Consider the following 15,247-nt stretch of genomic DNA (forward strand, 5'->3'; position numbering starts at 1 on the left):
GAAATTCAGCCGGGTCAGCGCCCCTGTTCGAGTGAGATGCAGCGCACCTGATCGAGCGTGATTCAGTTCACTCGCTCGAGCGTGATTCAGCGCACCTGTTCGAGTCGGTCCTCGAGGGAGAGACCGGCGACGGTATCACCCGTCACGCCGGCGACGGCGTCGCGGAAGTTCGTCCGGTAGCTGCCCGGGCCCGCGTACCCCATGTCGGCCGCGCGCTCGCCGGCGAGACCGAACGCGAGCGTCCCGTGGACGGCGGCTTCGCGGGCGTCCTCGAGCGCGCCACAGAAGGTCGCGACGGTCACGCCGAGCATGCAGCCAGTGCCGACGACCTCGCCGAGCATCTCGTGGCCGGCGGTGAGCCGGACTGCGCCGTCGGCGTCCGCGACGACGTCGTCGACGCCGGAAGCGACAACGGTGGCACCGGTCGACTCGGCGAGAGAGCGGGATGTCCGCTCGATCGTCTCGTAGTCGCCGACGGATTCGACGCCCTTGACCTCGGCCTCGACGCCCGCGAGCGCGCTGATCTCTCCGTAATTGCCCTTGATCACGGTGAAGTCGATCACCGAGAGCAGGCTCTCGGCGACCGCCTCTCTCGAGGGCGTCGAGCCGACGCCGACGGGATCGAGGACGACCGGAATGCCCCGTTCGTTCGCCTTCTTCCCGGCTTCGTGCATCGCCTCGACGCGGCCGTCGGGCACCTGACCGGTGTTGATCAGGACCGCACGCGCAAGGTCGGCCATCTCGCCGGCGTCGCCGAACGAGTCGGCCATCACCGGGAGCCCGCCCCAGTGAAGGGTCACGTTCGCGACGTCGTTGATCGTCACCGTGTTGGTCAGCGACTGGACGAGCGGTTCCGTTTCCCGAACCGTCCGAACCGATTCCGCGAAGTCGCCGGCGTCGATGTCGGTTACGCTCATTCCCCTTGTCCTCCGGTATCGATCGCCTTCGGCGTTTCGACGGCGGCAGTCAGCGACTCGGTCGCGGCCGCCGGATCCGGAGCCGCCGTAATCGCACTAATCACGGCCACGCCGGCCGCGCCCGCCTCGACGACCGGCCGAGCGTTATCGGCCGTGATGCCGCCGATGCCGACGATCGGGATCGAGACCGCGTCGGCGATCGCGGCGATTCGCTCCGGACCGACTCCGTCCTTGTCCGCGTCGACATCCTTCGAGGAAGTCCCGTAAACGGCCCCGACGCCGAGGTAGTCCGCCCCATCGGCGTCCGCCTCCCGCGCCGCCGCGACCGTCGACGCCGAACAGCCGACGATCGCATCCGAACCGAGCAGGTCGCGGGCGACCCCGACCGAAAGGTCCGATTGGCCGACGTGGACGCCGTCAGCGTCGATCGCTCGCGCGATGTCGACCCGGTCATTGACGAGCAGGTCGACGCCCGCCTCGGCCGTGAGTTCGCGCAGTTCGAGCCCCAGTTCGTACCGCGAGCGAGCGCTTGTTTCTTTCTCGCGCAACTGGATAGCGTCGACGCCGCCGTCGACGGCCGCGCGAACGATATCGAGCGTCGTCCGGTCGTCCGACAGCGACGCCTGCGTGACGAAGTAGGTCCGCCAGTTCGATGGATTCACGAGAGATAGTAGTCGGTGGTCGAACTAAGCGGCTTCGGTCAGGTAGCCGTCTCGAGCCGCCGTTCGACCGATTCAGTGGCGGAACGAACGGTCCACGTTCTTTGCGCTCCGCGACATAGGGGCCGCCATGGCCTTCGATCCCGACCGCGTGAGGACTGTCACGTTCGACTCCTACAGCACGCTCGTCGACGTCGATGCGACCGCGGCTGCCCTCGCGGAGCACGCGAACGTCGACGATCCAGCACCCATCTCGCAGACCTGGCGGGAGCGCTCGATGCAGTACACGCTCGTCGCGAACCACCTCGAGGAATACGAGACGTTCTACGAGATCAACCGCGATGCGCTCGCGTACGCGCTGGCGGCCCACGGGATCGACCTCTCCGCCGACGAACGCGAGGAAATCCTCGAGGTCTACCACGAACTCGAGGTCTTCGACGACGTTCGGGAAAGCGTCGAGCGGTTGCACGAGGCCGGCTACGACACGTACGTCCTCTCGAACGGCAATCCGGAAATGCTCGAGTCGATGGTCGACCACGCCGGAATCGACGACCTCCTCGTCGATACCATCAGCGCGGACGAACTCGAGACGTTCAAACCCGACCCGGATCTCTACCGCCACGCCGCCGGGCGGACGGGGACGCCGATCGACGAACTCGTCCACGTCTCGGCGCTCTGGTTCGACGTGCAGGGCGCGATCCACGCGGGAATGCAGGGCGTCTGGCTCGACCGGAAGGGGAACCCGTGGGAGCCCTTCGGCGCGGAACCGGACCTGATCACCGAGGGGCTCGGGGAGCTGGCGGATCGACTGGGCTGCTGAGTCGGCGGGACGACCGGTGTCAGGAGAGCTGGAATCGGGTCGGCTGGAATCATGACAGCTCGAGCGCGTCCTCGCCCGACCGCACGAGTGAGTCCCAGTCGTCGTCCTCGCGAACCGCCGGGAACGAGCGCGGCCGCTCGGGCGTCGCGGATTTCTCGGCGAGCGGCCGCCGCCACCAGGCCACGTCCTGCCACTCGTCCTGCGTGTAACCGATTCCCGGGAAGTCGACCAGTCGCTCGAACCCCAGCCGCTCGTGGAACCGCTCGGTTTCGGGGTTGGGAACCGTCGTCACCGCGTAGGCGTCGCGGATTCCCTGTCGCTCGAGGACGGCGAACAGCGACTCGTAGAGCGCGCGGCCGACCCCCGTCCGACGGGCCGAGTCGGCGACGTAGACCGACAGCTCGACGACCCACTCGTAGGCGCGGCGCTTCCGCAACGCCCCCGCGTAGGCGTAGCCGACGACCGCACCGTCGACCTCACAGACGAGCCAGGGATGCGTCTCGAGGGTTGATTCGATTCGATCGGCCAGCTCGGCCGTCGACGGAACGGTTTCCTCGAAGGTGACCGCCGTCGACTCGCAGAAGGGCGCGTAGATATCGCGGACGGCGGCCGCGTCCGCCGGGGTCGCAACGCGAATGAGCGCGTCGGATGCCATGGTCGAGGTTGCCGCGTCCCCGAAATAAGTCCGCTGAAGCGACTCGAGCGCGTCGTTTGTTCGGACTCCATACCAGCGCCGCCGTTTGACCGTCGGTCGTGGTTCTCGGACGAGGCACTGACAGAACGAACGCCAGTTCGGAGTCAGTCGACAGCTGAACGACAGCAGCGCCGAGTGCCGTCGCTATCGAATTCGAATACGTAGAGAAGACGACTTCCCGTCATAGCTCTACCTTGTGACTAGAGGTACTTAAAGTCAGAATTGAGCTCGGATCGGAGTCGAACCGACTGATTACGAGACGCATACCGTTGTGACTGTCGAATAGTGGTACCCGAGAAGTGCGTTCTCCCGTCGTATCTTCACCTTGTGACCAGAAGCACTTAAAGAGAGAACGGGCCGAAAGACGACTCGGCATCCGCGAGGAGAGACGACACCGTCCGTCTCGATTTGTCACGGTCATTCACGCGGTTTCGGCGGCGTAATCACAACTCCCATATCAGGCGCGGGGAGTATCTGGTTTCGAATGCAGCGCGTAACTGTTGCACGGCCGCCGAGTCCCTCGAGTCGCCAGCTCACTGCGAGGTCGAGCGCCGACTGATGGCCGATCTCCTCGGTATCTTCGGCTCCGCGATCGGCCCGATCGTCGCCATCGCGGCCGTCGGCTACGTGCTGGCCACGGTCAAGGAGATCGATCCGGAGCCGCTGAACACGGCCGTCGTCTACGTGTTAGCGCCCGCACTGGTCTTCCACAGCCTCGCCGTCACCGAACTCGAGGCGGCGACGCTGCTGCGAGTCACGGCTGGGATCGGTCTCTTCACCGCGGCGATGTGGGGGATCGCCGAGGTCGCCGGTCGCGCCGTCGGCGAGGAAGAGCCGGCGTTGAGCGCGCTCGTGCTCGTCGCGATCTTCTGTAACTCGGGAAACCTCGGCATCCCCGTCTCCGACTTCGCGTTCGGCGAGATCGGCCGCCAGACGGCCGTCCTCTTCCTCTCGGTCCAGTCCGTGCTGATGTACACCGTCGGCGTCTACGTCGCCTCCCGGAGCAGCGGCTCCGCCGGCCTCGAGGGCGTCCGCCGCGTGTTCTACATTCCGCTGGCCTACGCCGTCATCGCGGCACTGCTCGCGCGAGCGCTGGATATCGTCCCGCCCGCCGACACGGCGGCGATGGAGACGCTCCAGCTCGTCGGCGACGCGTCGATCCCGCTGATGTTACTCATCCTCGGTATCCAGCTCGCGAGAGCCGATACCGCATCCGCAGTCTCTCGAGCCTGGCCCGCGACGGCGCTCAAGATGGGCGTCGCGCCCGTCGTCGGCCTCGGTATCGCGCTTCTGATCGGCTTCGAAAACCCGACCGTCGCTCGCGTGTTCGTGCTCGAGACCGCGATGCCGGCCGCCGTGACGCCGCTGATCCTCGTCATCGAGTTCGCCGGCAGCGCCCGCTCGGAGGGCGTACTCGTCACCGAGTACGTCTCGACGTGCGTGTTCCTGACGACGCTGCTCGCGATCCCGGTTCTCACCGTCATGATCGCGATACTGCAGTCCGGTGTGATACTCTGAGGAGACCACTCAGCGCTCGTCGCTGGCTCCGGCTCGGAGAGACGCTCGCACCACATCGGATGGTCTGTGAAGAAATTGAGAAGACGGAAGGGGGGTACACTCGCGTGGCCGCCGTACACCGTCGATGCATCGTGACGGGGGTACGTTGCATCTGGGAGCTCATTCACGCTATGCGGCCACGCAAGTGTGTCAATATCTAGCACGAATGGGCATAAATAAGTTAGCCCGAGACAGTAGCAGGCCGAAACTCTCGAGAGAGGGAGATAGTAGTGTGGGTATCGTTCGCATGCATAGGTCGGCCCAAAGCCTATGGAAAAACACCGCACACGATCGAGTGATCTGTGTCCGGCATCTACTACTGGCCCGGAGGCGGATCGAGCCGAGACACCGTTGCCGAATCCGATACTGGACGAACGGACAGCGAACCGGGGCGTCCCACCCCTTTCACGGGTCGGTTTCGAACGAGATGGACGAGCAGCGGCCGTCCCGGAAAGGCGAGAGAACGAACGTAATAGCGGAGAACAGCGGCTTCGAAGCGACGTGGTCAGTGCCCCTGATCGTGGGGGTTGAGCGCCGTACCGTAGTTCTCGGCGTGGTCGGTGTACTCGATGAACCGCGGCGCGTCGGGGTCGAACGGCCGCTCGAGGCTCTCGAAGGCCTTCTTCTTGTCCCAGCCCTGGAGCTTGCCGACCGCGGACTTGTCCTCTAAGTCGTGGTAGTCCAGGTTCGGCTCGGTGAGCTCCCAGGCCTTCATCCCCTGCTCGGTCCGGACGATGACGCTCGAGTACTCGTCGCTCGAGCCGACGGAGCCGACGGTGATGTCCGAACAGAAGCCGGTGAAGTCGGCACACTCGTCACAGCCCTTGAGCGCAGCGTCGTGGAAGTTCTCGATGTCCTCCTCGACGATCATCTCGCCGTCGTGGTCGTAGACCATCATCTTGCCGTTGAGAACGTCCATCTTGCCGATCTCCGACGGCGAGATGCCGCGTTGCTCCTCTAGCTGCTCGCCCATGAGGCTGTGGTAGTTGAAGTTCTTGGTACACATCAGCGCGATCGTGTAGTCCACAGCTCGAATACCCTCGTTCTGGTCCTGGTAGTCCCACTCGAAGTCCTGCAGGGCGCGGATGCCCTCGATCTCACACGGCGTGCCGACGATCGCGATGCTGAGTTCGTCCCAGGACTTGTCGGGGAGCTTGTGCTCCCACTGCTCTAAGTCGAGATTTCCCAGCGCCATCGTCTGGTTGTAGACGGTACCGGCGTTTTCGATGAGCTCCTCGGTCGTCGTCGCGAGGTAGCTCTCGGCCTTCCACTCTTGCTCGTCGCTCTCGGTCGCGACGAGCGCGCCGTCGATCTCGCCCTCCTCGAGCAGCGTCGCGAGGACGCCGGTAACGACGCCGCCGTCCTGGGCGTTGTCGGTCCAGTCGTCCTCGACCTTCGCGGAGAACTCCGTGATCGGATCGCCAGCGCCCTTGACGTTGTCGTCGCCGCCGGTGATCTTCCACTGGCGCTCGTAGCGCAGGCCGCCGCGGGGACAGAAGTCCCAACAGAGCGAACAGCCGGTGCACATCTTGACGAGTTCCGGCTCCCCGTCGTCGCCGATCCCGATGGAGTCCGACGGGCAGGCGGCGACACAGGTCCCACACTGGATACAGCGGCCCTCGTCGATGACTGCCTCGTCCAGTTCCATGAACCAGGTCTTCTCGTCCGGCGTCTCGATATCGTTCATCCGCGAGCGGATCGAGTACTCCGGCGTCTCGAGGTCGACGCCCTCGGGAATCCCGACGCGCGCGTCGGGCGAGCCGTTGTCGACGTCCTGACTGACGTTCTCGGCGGGCTCGGTGAACTCGAGGTCGCCGAGTTCGCCCATCTCGTCGACGTTTGCCACACCTGCGCCGTCGGTCGCGACCGGCTGCGTCTCCGACTCGGCGTCGGCAGCCGTCTTCTCGCCGCAGGTGCAGGTGTTCGGCGAGCAGCTATCGTCGCTGCTGGCGTCGGCGGCACCGCTGCCGCCGTCAGTTCGAATTGCCCCCTCTCGAGCGTGATCCTCTCGGGAACGTGACGCACCGCCGCTGGCTTCAGGAACCATCACGGCGTCGTCATCGCCGCTCGAGTCGGGAACGCGTGGGAATCGACGCTCGTCGTCCTCGCTCCCTCGCGGGTCGCTTCGCTCCCCGCTCGATCCGTTCGAGGACTCACTGCGTTCGTCCTCGCTATTAGTCCCCATGCGCAACACCTCGTGCAACCGGCGCGTCCGCCCCTTGCATGATCGTCCGGAGTCGCTCGTTGTCGACGCCGCGACACCACTCGTAGAACTTCTCGCCGTCGGCGCGATCCGCGGAGTAGGCCTCGAACAGCTGCTCGAGGGCCGGGATCACGGAATCAGCGGGAACGGCGCTCTCGACCCAATCGAGGAACTCGTTGTCGGCTCCCAGCGAGCCGCCGAGTCCGAAGTCCATCCCTTCGACGATGTTGTCGCCCTCGGCGTTGGTACTGTTCTCGTCCTCGAGTTTGACGGTCTCGCCGCGGAAGCCGATGTCGGCGATCTGGGGCTGGGCGCACGACGCGGAACAGCCGGACATGTGCATCCGGATGGCCTCGATGTCGTCGGGGACGTCGATGCGCTCGTCGAGTTGGCGGGCCCAGCGCTTGGTGCGCTTTTTCGTCTCGATGATGGCGTAGTTACAGAACTCGTTGCCCGTACAGCCGACCGCGCCCCGCGAGAACGGCCCCGGATCGGGGCTGTACTCCTGTGCGAACGGCTCCGCGAGCAGGTCGTCGACGTTCTCGTCGGGAATGTGGGTGATGAGGAAGTTCTGGTCGGTCGCGAGGCGCACGGAGGCGTCCTCGGTCCCGTACGTTTCAGCGGCGCGGGCGGCCGCGGCGAACTCGTCGCCGCCCATGCGGCCGGCGATGACGTTGAAGCCGACGTAGTTGAGCCCGTCCTGCTTCTGGTCGTTGACGCCGACGTGGTCGCCCTGATAGCCGACGGTCAGGTTCTGGCCACCGGTCGGCAGGTCGATCGTACAGCGGTCGCGGACCGCTTCCTCGAACTTCTCGGGGCCGAGCTGTTCGACGAGGTAGCGCATGCGGCAGACGCCGCGGTTGTTGCGGTCGCCGATCTCCTTGAACGTCTGGGCGACGGCGCGGCAAAACTCGACGGCGTCTTCGGGTTTGATGAAGGCGTCGAGTTCCGAACCCATTCGCGGGCCGTCGGAGAGGCCGCCACCGACGCGGGCGTGGAAGCCGTAGAGGTGCTCGCCGTCAATCTCCTTCTTCGCGGGGACGAGTCCGACATCGTTGATCTGGGACTGCGCACAGTCGTGAGCGCAGCCGGTGATCGTGATCTTGAACTTCCGCGGGAGGTTGGCGTACTCCCGGTTCTCGGTGAAGAAATCGGAGACGGCCTCGATGACCGGCTGTGCGTTGAAACACTCATGATCGTCGAGTCCGGCCGCGGGGCATCCAAGAACGTTCCGGGCGGAGTCACCGCAGCCCTGGACCGTCGTCAGGCCGACCTCGTCGTAGCGGTTCCACATCTCGGGGACGTCCTCGACGCGGATCCAGTGTTTCTGGATGTCCTGACGGGTCGTGATGTCGAGATAGGCATCTCCCCAGAGTTCGTTCTGCGCTTCGCCGCCGTACTCCTCGGGGGCGACCGCGAGGTCCTCGGTGACCTCGCCGATCACTTCGGCCTGCTCGGGAGTGAGCTTCCCGCCCGGCACTTTCGTCCGGATCATGAAGTAGCCCTCCTGCTTCTGGGCGTACATCCCGGCCCACTTCAGGCGCTCCCACTCGCCGCCGCCGGCGCGCTCCTCGATCTCCTCGAAGGAAAGCTCCTCGTCGGCGTAGTCGTAGACGTCGTCGATAACGTCGAGCGGGTGTTTGTTCTGTTTGTATTGTTCTGTTGTATTCACGCGAACCACCGCCGCCGAGGGGTCTCGGCAGCTACTCGACCTTGCATACTATCGTGAAGGGCCATTGGGTAGCGGGTAATAACACCCCGCACCTATACACCCCCGTAACTCGGCGAATCATGACGTGGGTCGGCCACTCCAGTAAATATTGCCTCAACGTGCGGCGACGGACGATCGGACCAGTCGGAGACGGACGGCCAACGGTTCGATACGAACCGGCTCGAGCCGAGAGCAGCGACGGCCCGCCGATAATAGCGGCAATTATATCCGACAATACGTGATCGCGGCGTCGATCCGATTCGATCACTCACCGACGAGATATCCCATCCGCTTAATTCAAACAGGCCACGAGTCCTCCCTGCCGTCGCGGGTCGGGCTCGAGTGACAGATTTTCGGCGACCCCGTCGTATCGCGCCCGAAGAACGATGTTCTGGTCAATGTAGTACGTAACACGGATATCCCACTCGTCGCGCGGATCGGCGGCCGACAGTTGGGTTCCCAGGGTCAGGTCATAGCGAAGCGCCACCATGACCGCGTCCGCGTTCGTGGACGATCCGATCGCAGCCGTTCGATGGGCACTGCGGCGAAGATCGAACGTCCGTGTCATGTTTCCGAACTGGGCGATAAACGCGTTCCGTCGGTACGCTCGCTCGAACTCGGTCACGTACTCGGCCGCGCTGTCCACCAGCAACGGCGGCGATCGGTCCGACGAATCGCTCGCCTCCTCGGACACGCTCCCCCACGGAAGTGACGGGTACGGGCGAGGCGTGAGCGCGCCGTCATCCGTCGGCGTGTCCGGCTCGGGACGCGTTACTGACTGACAGTCGTACCAGTCGGCGGGGACGGTTCCCGACTCGAGCGGCGGTCTGTTTGTGGCGTTCGATACGTGCTCGAAACCGCCCGTCGCGACCGCCGCCGTGGTCACAACCGACGCGAGGAGCGCACGTCGAGACCGAGGGCGGTTCATACGCAAAGATCTCAGACGGTCAATAAGTGTCTTCTGAAATAGTACCAAACTGAGAAGTCGATGATCGCAGGCCAGCAGCCTATTCGTCGGCCAGCAGCCGGTCGATCATCTCGTCGGGATCGAACCGTTCCAAATCGTCGTACCCCTGTCCGACACCGAGGAACAGGATCGGCTTCCCGGTGACGTGCGCGACCGAAATGGCCGCGCCGCCGTTGGAGTCGGCATCGGCTTTCGTCAGAATCGCGCCGTCGATTTCTGCCGCGTCGTTGAACTCACGGGCCCGGTTAACCGCGTCCTGCCCGGCGACGGCCTCGTCGACGAACAGCGTCATATCGGGATCGACGACGCGACCGATCTTCTCGAGCTGATCCATCAGGCCCTCGTCGGTGTGGAGTCGGCCCGCAGTGTCGCCCAGCACGATATCGACGTCGTTAGCCTCGGCGTACTCGACGGCGTCGTACAACACTGCGGCGGGATCGCCGCCCTGTTCGTGGCTAATGCACTTCGTGCCCAGGGCGTCGGCGTGTTCCTGAATCTGCTCGTTCGCTCCCGCACGATAGGTGTCGCCGTTCGCCATCACTGACGAGTAGCCGCGTTCCTCGAAGTAGCGGCTCAGCTTGGCGATCGAGGTCGTCTTTCCGACGCCATTGACGCCGGTGAAGATGATGGTGACCGGCTTGTCCGCAGCGGCGATCCGCTCGTCGAAGTCGAACTGGCCGACGCTGATCACGTCGTAGATCGCATTGTGCAGCGCCTCCTCGACGACTGCGCCCGTCGAGGTCGTGAAGGTCCGGGTCTCGCCGACTAGTTCGTCGCGGATGTTGTCGAGGATCTCCTCGGCGACGCCCATCTCGACGTCGCTCGAGAGCAGCGCCATCTCGAGTTCGTAGAGCGGGCCCTCGAGGTCCTCTTCCTCGATGACGAACTTCCCCTTGACGAGGGACTTGGCCTTCGTGCCGAATCCAGTCGAGTTGCCGCCGTCGTCGGTTTCGGCGTCCTCAGTCTCGTTGTCGACGACCGGTTCGTCCTCCTCGACGACCGCTTCCTCGTCAGCGACCGATCTCTCGTCACCGGCCGCCCCGTCGACCGAGTCCGCCTCGATGGCCGGCTCGGTCGGCTCCTCGTCCGGCGTCGCCCCAGCGGCCTGCGCCGCCTCGGGGGTCGCCTCGTCCGCTTCCGGTTCGGCGTCGTCAGACGACCCCGTAAAGAGGGATCTCGCTCTGGCACCGAGACCGGTCCGTCCGCCGTCCTCGTCGGCGTCTCCGTCCCCGTTAGCGTCTTCCTCCTTGTTCCCGTCGACTTCTTCGTCCTCGTCGACGGCTGATTCCTCGTCGGAAGTCACCGTCTCGGCCGGCTCCCCATCGGGAACCGCCTCGTCCGCGACCGAATCGGACTCGTCGGACTCGAGGAAATCGGGTTCGGGTTCGGTCGCCGGCTCCTGTCCCGCGGACTCGGCCGCGTCAGCAGTGGCGGATTCGGTCGTCGAGTCCGGCTCCGATCCTGCGTCCGGTTCCGGCTCCACGTCAGCTGTCGCCGTGGCTGCCGGCTCAGACGTCTCGACGTCCGTCGGTTCGGGAGTAGTATCGGTGGCTTCCGCGTCCGTCGAGGCCGCCGCTTCCGCGTCCGGGCCGACGGCCGCGAGTTCCTCGCCTTCCTCGAGTTCGTCGTCGTCGACCGCCTCGACGTTCTCCTCGGCGGCTTCTTCGGCGTCTTCGCGGAAGCTCCCGAGCTTGTCCTTCAGGTTATCGAACATGGGTAATGAAAGTCCCTACGGCGCGTTACTCGTCGGGCTGGCCCTGACCCTGACCCATCCCCTGCATCTGCTGTTGCATCGCCTGCTGCTGGAGCTGCTGGGCCTGCTGCTCGAGTTCCTCGCTCTCGGTCTCGAGTTCGGCGAGTTGCTCGTTGAGCTCCTCGATCTGGTCGTCGAGGTGGTCTTTCTTGTTATCGAGGGCGTCGACGGCGTCGTCCTCCTCGAACTCCGCGGCGTAGTCGGCACCGAGTTCGACGATCACTTCGTCGATGTTCTCGATCGTCGTTCGAAGATACGCGCCGCCCCCGAGGGGCATCTGTACGGTCGAGTCGGTCTCGAGCGTCTCGATAGCTTCGATAGCCTCGTCGACCTCGGTCTTCTCCTGCTGGACGGCCTCGATGTTCGCCTGCAGGCCCTCGATCTGTTCGTCGATCTCCTGAAGCTCCTGAGACAGCTGCTGGAGTTGCTGCTGACTCATTGTTCGGACACCTCGTCGAGTTTGATTTCGCTCCGCTTGAGGCCGTGTTGACTCCCGAACTGGGAGAGGGTGTGTTCGCGGGCGACGTTCTCGTTCTGGGCGTCGATGGTCGTCTCGAACTCCGCGAAGCCGTCGCGGCTCTTGAACCGACCACTGACCGTAAATTGACTCATACATCACCATCCGGCAGGGAGTCGGAAGAATCTTCCCTTCCAGTCCGGACCGCCGAACCCAGCAGAACGTGGCGAGAGACGGGGCGCAGCCGCTGTTTGGCCGACGAGTGACGGGTTAACGGTTTTATCGAGCGGACTCCAATCGGAGTGTATGAGCGAACGCAATCCCGGCGACCTGTTACCCAGCGATCGAATGCAGCGTCAGGCCCTCGAGGGCGCGGTCACTCAGATCCACCGCGGTCACCAGTACGCCGAGGAGGGGGACACGTTCACGATCGACGGAACGACCTTCGACGTGATTGCGGTCCGCGAACGCACGCTTGGCGATCTGACCGACGAAGACGCCCAGGCAGAAGGAATGGAAGACCTCGAGGCGTACGAACGCCTGCTCGAGCGCGCCCACGAGAACTTCGAGTGGGACGACGACAGCGAGGTCGTGTTACACCGGTTTGAACGACGGTGAAAACGGAAGGAAAGCGAGACCGTCAGTCGAGATAGCCCAGCGCGTCTTCGATCCGGCCCAGTTCGGGACCGGTCGTGTCCTCGCCGATGACGTAGCCGGCATCGTTGGCGATCAGACCGGAGCCGACCAGCGGCGCACCGTAGTTGATCGTCCCGACGTCGGCGCGGACGTCTAAGGCATCCTCGAGCGTGTCGAGTTCTTCGTCGGTCGCCTTCGGGTGACAGAGCACGCCGGTGTTGTTCGCCACCGCGGCCGTGCCGACGGTGCGAACGCCCGCGAGATCGCCGCGTTCGACGGGCACCTCGAGGGTGTCTGTGACGATTTGAACCGCCTCGCGGGGCAGGTCCGGATGGACGTAGGCCCCGGAGTCGTTCGCGAGGACGACGTTGCCGGCGGCGTTGATACTGCCCGGTAGCTCCGCGACGGGGAGGTCGAGCTCCTCCTCGAGCGTCTCGCGTTCGTACTCGAGGACACGCGAACTGACGAGGAGACCGTTTTCGTTACCGGTTGCTAACGCACCGACCGTGGAGGAACCGCCGACAGTCGTCCGGACGGCGGGCACCTCGAGTTCGTCGGTCAGGTCGGCGACGACGTCGTCATCGACGTCCGGGCGAACGAGCACGCACGAGTCGGTCGCACGGGCGAAGACACCGACGTACGCCGACCCGGCGAAGGCGAGGCGTTGCAAGTTTAGTCGGCGACCTCGGCTTCGACGACGGCGTCACCCTCTTCGTCGAAGCGGGCTGCGCGGACGCGCAGCTTTCGCGGCGGGTTGGAGCGACCGTTCGACCAGATCGTCTCGTTGATCGAGGGATCCAGTCGGATGGCGTCCTCGTCGACCGCAAAGTGTTTCGCGAGGTGTTCGCGGATGAGTCGCATCGCGTAGTCGGCGGCCTCGTGGTTGGCTCCCTTCTTGACGTCGCGCAGCGGAACGGTGACGACGCGTTCCTCGAAATCAGTTGCACTCATCGTTATTCGTCGGTGTCGTTACGCCGCCAGTTGCGTCGCTTCGGGTTGCGCTGGACGTCCATGTCCGTCTTCATCATAACCCAGGCCGGCACGCGGCTGTTCTGGTTCTCGAGTTTGGCAAGTCGCTTCTTCTTGCCCTTCGATTTCTTACCCATAGTAGCCGGACGTAGCCCGCGGTGGCTTAAAATCTTGTCCATCTTGCAGGGATACCGCGGACAGCTACTCGCGAGACGATCGATCACCGCGAATCGCTATCCGATCGCAACCGAACCCGCCGCGACGAACCCGCAACGAGAGGTGTGGGAGGTATCGAGCCGCCGCTCGAGAACGCGCGTTACGCCCTCGCACATCGTCACGCTACGTTCGGTCGTGTCGGTCCAGTTTTCGATACCGGCGTTGCCGTCGTGGCGAGAGAACCGCCCCCGGTTTCAGCAGCCGGTGCCGTGGAAGCGGGTGCCGCCGCCGATCCGGTCCGGACCGGCGTAGGCGGTCTCGATCGGGACCGGCGTCACTCGAGGGGGAACGATTCGACCGTCGAGTAGACCGGGCCCCCGTCCGTGAGAGTGCTCTCGGTCAGTCGAATCTCGTCGACTCGAGTCTCGCCGATGGTCGGATCGCGCTCCCGGACGAGGTCCTGTACCAGTTCCTTGCCGCCGGCGTGTTCCATCCGCGCGAGCGTGACGTGGGGCGTGAAGTCGTGATCCTCGGCGTCGAATCCCATCGCAGTCGTCCGGTGTTCGATGGCTTCGTGGAGTCGAGTGAGTTCGTCGCCGCCCTCCTTGACGCCGAGCCAGACGACGCTGATGTACTCGAGGCTCGGGAAGACCCCCAGTCCGCCGTAGCGGACGGTGAAGGGGCCGATATCGGCGTCCGCGACTGCGGCGGAGATCTCTCGCTCGAGGGCGGGTAACCGACCCTCCTCAACATCGCCGAGAAACTTCATCGTGATGTGGGCCTGCTCGGGGTCCGTGAATTTGAGTCCGCTGGCCTCGGTGAACTCGGCTTGCAGGTCGGCGACCGGTTCGGCGAGGTCGTCGGGCAGGTCGACGCTGACGAACAGTCGCATATGCAGGGCTTCGAGAGAGCGAATATTGAACGTGTGGCTTCGGTCGACGATGGAGTGGAACGCGGTCGGTGCCGGAGTGGTACGTTCACGTTCGGTGTGTGAAACGAACCGATTGGAGCGTCTCTCCGTCGACCGACCGGTATCGGACCCTACGGTTCAGCGCGGTCGGGCAGGTGGTTGTTCTCCTCGATGGCGCTGGTGAGGAGCTTCGACTGCGCCTTGCGGAGGTGTTCGAGCGCCGTCGTCCGGCTGATATCCAGTTCGTCGGCAAGCTCCTCGCTGCTGATCCGCCGCGGCCACTCGAAGTATCCCTCCTCGAGGGCACACGTGACGACCTCCAGTTGCCGGTCAGTGAGCATCGATTTCGACTTGTTGAACTCCGTAAGCTTGCCCAGCGTGACGGTGCCGATCCGGCTGAAATCGTCGATCATGGCCCGCAGGTCCTCCCGGCGGAAGAACAGGACCGTGTAGACGCGGCGGTTCGTGAGAACGCGACTCTGTCGTCGGAGGACGCCGTGGTTACGGTCGATGGCGGAGTACGCACCGCACGACGTCTTCGTGATCAGGTAGTTCGCTTCGTCGAGTTGCTCGACGTGCTCGACCTGCTCGGAGTCCGTGAAGAACTCGACGTACTCGTCGCGGGGCTCTTCCATCCGAATCGTAAACGTCACGAGATGGTCGTGGAGCTCCTCGATGTCGACGTCGAACGACGTGTCGAAGTACTCCGCGAAGTCGTTGAGCACGCACGCTTTCTCCTGTTGGAGGTGTATTTCGGCTTGAAACATCGGTACCGGTCGGTATCTGTATGGTACCAGTCCGCATGACATAACCCTTGCCTAAAAACGCCCGACCAGTG

Annotated in this window: 17 protein-coding genes and 1 pseudogene; 3 read left to right on the forward strand and 15 right to left on the reverse strand. The window is 64.5% G+C overall.

All coding sequences use genetic code 11. The features are described 5' to 3' along the window. Positions 1-86 precede the first annotated feature (86 nt). Together thiM and thiE are read right to left on the reverse strand one after the other, a co-directional pair. Positions 87-917 carry a hydroxyethylthiazole kinase gene (gene thiM, locus CP556_RS06720; protein WP_098724907.1) on the reverse strand — a complete coding sequence of 277 codons (831 nt, stop codon included), beginning with the start codon at positions 915-917 and terminating at the stop codon, positions 87-89. Beyond that, positions 914-1,579 (reverse strand): thiamine phosphate synthase, encoded by a 666-nt coding sequence (thiE, locus tag CP556_RS06725; protein WP_098724908.1) that lies wholly within the window; start codon positions 1,577-1,579, stop codon positions 914-916. Before thiE ends, thiM begins: the two co-directional genes overlap by 4 nt. 127 nt (positions 1,580-1,706) lie before the next feature. Between thiE and CP556_RS06730 the strand changes: the two genes are divergently transcribed. Further along, the gene (locus CP556_RS06730; protein WP_098724909.1) at positions 1,707-2,396 is read left to right on the forward strand and encodes a haloacid dehalogenase type II; all 690 of its coding nucleotides are present in this window, start codon (positions 1,707-1,709) and stop codon (positions 2,394-2,396) included. A 49-nt stretch (positions 2,397-2,445) separates the two neighbouring features. On the opposite strand, the gene CP556_RS06735 is transcribed toward CP556_RS06730, so the two are convergent. Continuing rightward, the gene (locus CP556_RS06735; protein ID WP_098724910.1) at positions 2,446-3,051 is read right to left on the reverse strand and encodes a GNAT family N-acetyltransferase; all 606 of its coding nucleotides are present in this window, start codon (positions 3,049-3,051) and stop codon (positions 2,446-2,448) included. Between the two features lie 597 nt (positions 3,052-3,648). Here CP556_RS06735 and CP556_RS06740 point away from each other — a divergent pair. Continuing rightward, a complete protein-coding gene (locus CP556_RS06740; RefSeq protein ID WP_098724911.1) occupies positions 3,649-4,608 on the forward strand; it encodes an AEC family transporter in 960 nt (319 codons plus the stop codon). A gap of 544 nt (positions 4,609-5,152) precedes the next feature. Here the strand turns inward: CP556_RS06740 and CP556_RS06745 are convergent. From CP556_RS06745 to rpl18a, 6 genes are all read right to left on the reverse strand, one after another. After that, positions 5,153-6,832 carry a Coenzyme F420 hydrogenase/dehydrogenase, beta subunit C-terminal domain gene (locus tag CP556_RS06745; RefSeq protein WP_098724912.1) on the reverse strand — a complete coding sequence of 560 codons (1,680 nt, stop codon included), beginning with the start codon at positions 6,830-6,832 and terminating at the stop codon, positions 5,153-5,155. Next, the gene (locus CP556_RS06750) at positions 6,822-8,522 is read right to left on the reverse strand and encodes a nitrite/sulfite reductase (RefSeq protein WP_098727310.1); all 1,701 of its coding nucleotides are present in this window, start codon (positions 8,520-8,522) and stop codon (positions 6,822-6,824) included. Before CP556_RS06750 ends, CP556_RS06745 begins: the two co-directional genes overlap by 11 nt. Positions 8,523-8,853: 331 nt before the next feature. Further along, a complete protein-coding gene (locus tag CP556_RS06755; RefSeq protein ID WP_098724913.1) occupies positions 8,854-9,489 on the reverse strand; it encodes a hypothetical protein in 636 nt (211 codons plus the stop codon). Positions 9,490-9,568: 79 nt separating this feature from the next. Continuing rightward, on the reverse strand, positions 9,569-11,242 hold the full coding sequence (ftsY, locus tag CP556_RS06760) for a signal recognition particle-docking protein FtsY (protein ID WP_098724914.1): 1,674 nt from the start codon (positions 11,240-11,242) through the stop codon (positions 9,569-9,571). Between the two features lie 25 nt (positions 11,243-11,267). Next, positions 11,268-11,720 carry a prefoldin subunit alpha gene (pfdA, locus tag CP556_RS06765; RefSeq protein ID WP_098724915.1) on the reverse strand — a complete coding sequence of 151 codons (453 nt, stop codon included), beginning with the start codon at positions 11,718-11,720 and terminating at the stop codon, positions 11,268-11,270. Further along, on the reverse strand, positions 11,717-11,893 hold the full coding sequence (gene rpl18a, locus CP556_RS06770; protein ID WP_098724916.1) for a 50S ribosomal protein L18Ae: 177 nt from the start codon (positions 11,891-11,893) through the stop codon (positions 11,717-11,719). Before rpl18a ends, pfdA begins: the two co-directional genes overlap by 4 nt. Before the next feature lie 151 nt (positions 11,894-12,044). On the opposite strand from rpl18a, the gene CP556_RS06775 reads away from it, so the two are divergent. Continuing rightward, on the forward strand, positions 12,045-12,356 hold the full coding sequence (locus tag CP556_RS06775; RefSeq protein WP_098724917.1) for an ASCH domain-containing protein: 312 nt from the start codon (positions 12,045-12,047) through the stop codon (positions 12,354-12,356). 22 nt (positions 12,357-12,378) lie between these two features. Here the strand turns inward: CP556_RS06775 and CP556_RS06780 are convergent, their stop codons facing one another. The 6 genes and pseudogenes from CP556_RS06780 to CP556_RS06805 form a co-directional block, all read right to left on the reverse strand. After that, complete coding sequence (locus tag CP556_RS06780) at positions 12,379-13,044, reverse strand: translation initiation factor IF-6 (protein ID WP_098724918.1); 666 nt, start codon at positions 13,042-13,044, stop codon at positions 12,379-12,381. A 2-nt stretch (positions 13,045-13,046) separates the two neighbouring features. Then, entirely contained in the window at positions 13,047-13,325 is a 279-nt protein-coding gene (locus CP556_RS06785) for a 50S ribosomal protein L31e (RefSeq protein WP_098724919.1), read from the reverse strand. 2 nt (positions 13,326-13,327) lie between these two features. Then, entirely contained in the window at positions 13,328-13,480 is a 153-nt protein-coding gene (locus tag CP556_RS06790) for a 50S ribosomal protein L39e (RefSeq protein WP_006184874.1), read from the reverse strand. A gap of 96 nt (positions 13,481-13,576) precedes the next feature. Then, positions 13,577-13,825 (reverse strand): annotated as a pseudogene (locus CP556_RS26580) (hypothetical protein); the annotation flags it as partial. A gap of 8 nt (positions 13,826-13,833) precedes the next feature. After that, complete coding sequence (thpR, locus tag CP556_RS06800) at positions 13,834-14,391, reverse strand: RNA 2',3'-cyclic phosphodiesterase (protein WP_098724920.1); 558 nt, start codon at positions 14,389-14,391, stop codon at positions 13,834-13,836. Between the two features lie 149 nt (positions 14,392-14,540). Beyond that, entirely contained in the window at positions 14,541-15,134 is a 594-nt protein-coding gene (locus tag CP556_RS06805; RefSeq protein ID WP_255291419.1) for a helix-turn-helix domain-containing protein, read from the reverse strand. Positions 15,135-15,247: the final 113 nt, after the last annotated feature.

Origin of the sequence: Natrinema sp. CBA1119, assembly GCF_002572525.1 — an archaeon.
GTDB lineage: Archaea > Halobacteriota > Halobacteria > Halobacteriales > Natrialbaceae > Natrinema.